The sequence below is a fragment of the Kaistella sp. genome, from assembly GCF_049588135.1.
Taxonomy (GTDB): domain Bacteria; phylum Bacteroidota; class Bacteroidia; order Flavobacteriales; family Weeksellaceae; genus Kaistella.
Genome location: NZ_JBAVFG010000103.1, coordinates 1 through 2,086, shown reverse-complemented (window position 1 = coordinate 2,086; position 2,086 = coordinate 1). Strand labels below are relative to the sequence as shown.

The window sequence follows — 2,086 nt, the reverse complement described above, 5'->3', positions numbered from 1 at the left end:
CTTTAAAAACAGGAAATTCGGAAGCTGTTGTGAAAATCACAGAAAAGTTGAAAGAAATTAAGCAAACAGAAAAAGATGTTGCTGCAAAAAAATACTTGTCGATATTTCGGTTGCAGAAAGAATATTTTTTAAGATAAATTTGTAAAATATTACTCATTGCAAATTACTCATTACTTATGAATTTATCAGACGAAGTCATGTATCAAGCGAGTTTAGATAAAAACCCCGATTTCGAGGGTGTATTTTGGATGGGCGTGAAAACCACCGGAATTTTTTGTCGTCCAAATTGTACTGCCAGAAAACCAAAACCTGAAAATGTAGAATTTTTCGATAATACAAAAGCCGCAATTTTAAAAGGTTATCGACCGTGCAAAGTTTGTAAACCATTGGAAAATTTGGATCAAACGCCCGATTATATTCAACAAATTTTAAAAGAATTATCTGAAAATCCTTCACAGAAATTTAAAGATTATGATTTGGTAAAACGTGGAATTGAACCTGCAACAATGCGAAGATGGTTTCAGAAAAATCACGGAATGACGTTTCAGGCGTTTCAAAGAATGTTTCGATTAAATACCGCTTTCAAAAAACTTCAACAAGGAGAAAACATTATGGAAACTGCTTATGATAGCGGTTTTGAAAGTTTAAGTGGCTTCAGTGAAAGTTTTAAAAATATCTTTGGTGTTTCACCGAAAAACTCAAAAGAACAAAAAATTATTGATCTAAAAAGAATCGAAACGCCGATTGGAACAATGTACGCTGCGGCAACGGAAGAAGGAATTTGTATGTTGGAATTCACCGATCGGAAAATGTTGGAAACCGAGTTTAAAGATTTAGCAAAATCATTAAATGCCACGATTGTTCAAGGTGAAAATCCACATTTCAAAATTTTAGAAAAAGAACTCAAACTTTATTTTGAAGGAAAGTTGAAAGAATTCACCGTTCCTTTAAGTCCTGTTGGAACCGAATTCCAGAAAAGTGTTTGGAAGATTTTACTGAAAATTCCTTATGGCGAAACTTGGAATTACCGCAAACAATCTGAAGTTCTGGGCGATGTAAAAAAAGTTCGCGCCGTTGCCAATGCCAATGGAATGAACAAAATTTCCATTTTAATTCCTTGCCATCGGGTTATTGGTAGCAATGGAACTTTAACCGGTTATGGAGGTGGGATTTGGCGCAAACAAAAATTACTGGAACTGGAAAAAGCGATACTTTTTTAATTCAAAATTTATTATTCAATGTTTAGTAATTTTGAACAATCAACGATAACCATTAACAATCAGCTAAATGAATCCACAAGATTTAAAAAACATTGCAACACTTTGGTTTAAAGCTTTCAACGAACATCATTTGGAAAATTTACTTTCTCTTTATGACGACAATGCAGAACATTTCAGTCCGAAATTGAAAATTCAGGAACCCGAAACCCAAGGTTTAATTCAAGGAAAAAACGCTTTGAGAAATTGGTGGAAAGATTGTTTCGAAAGATTGCCGAGTTTGCAATATGAAGTTCAGCGATTAACCGCTGATTCTGAGCAGGTTTTCATGGAATATATCCGAAAAGTGGATGAGGAAGAAGATATGAAAATAGGCGAAGTTTTGGAAATAAAAAACGGGAAAATTGTTTTTTCACGGGTTTATCATGGATGAAATTTAATTTGAATAACTGTTATTATTTAGGATGAAACAATATAAATAACTGATATTCTTAAATTGGTACCCTGATAATTTTCGGGATTTAAATAAGCGAAACCGCCTTTGTCTGACTTAAAATTATGAAGATTGATGTTTAATTTTACTTTGTTTATCCTTGCGTTTAAAAAAAAAAACAACGCAAAGCAAGACAAAGATTTGTATTACATTCATTGGATTTTAAGGTAAACAAAGACGCTTTCGTTCATTATCGTAAAACAAATTTCGGTAGGAACAATAGGTTCTCAAGTTATTTTAATTCACTGGAATTATCAATAGGAGTGATTCCGATAGTTATCGGAATTAGCCCGCTTATTTTTTTGTGTGCATTAATTGGCTTTAGCGAAAACATATTTTTATCTTTGAAAAAATAACTCACTATGAATTTCTCCAT

2 protein-coding genes are annotated in these 2,086 nt (G+C 32.7%); both read left to right on the top strand.

Translation table 11 applies throughout. From position 1 onward, the window contains the following. The first annotated feature begins 176 nt into the window (after positions 1-176). Entirely contained in the window at positions 177-1,220 is a 1,044-nt protein-coding gene (locus WBY99_RS05910) for a bifunctional transcriptional activator/DNA repair enzyme AdaA (protein ID WP_423975410.1), read from the top strand. A 67-nt stretch (positions 1,221-1,287) separates the two neighbouring features. Continuing rightward, entirely contained in the window at positions 1,288-1,650 is a 363-nt protein-coding gene (locus WBY99_RS05905; RefSeq protein WP_423975409.1) for a nuclear transport factor 2 family protein, read from the top strand. Positions 1,651-2,086 lie beyond the last annotated feature (436 nt).

Bases quoted from the DNA above. Each gene is read 5' to 3' on its own strand.
- WBY99_RS05910 (WP_423975410.1), top strand. From the start codon at position 177: ATGAATTTATCAGACGAAGTCATGTATCAAGCGAGTTTAGATAAAAAC.
- WBY99_RS05905 (WP_423975409.1), top strand. From the start codon at position 1,288: ATGAATCCACAAGATTTAAAAAACATTGCAACACTTTGGTTTAAAGCT.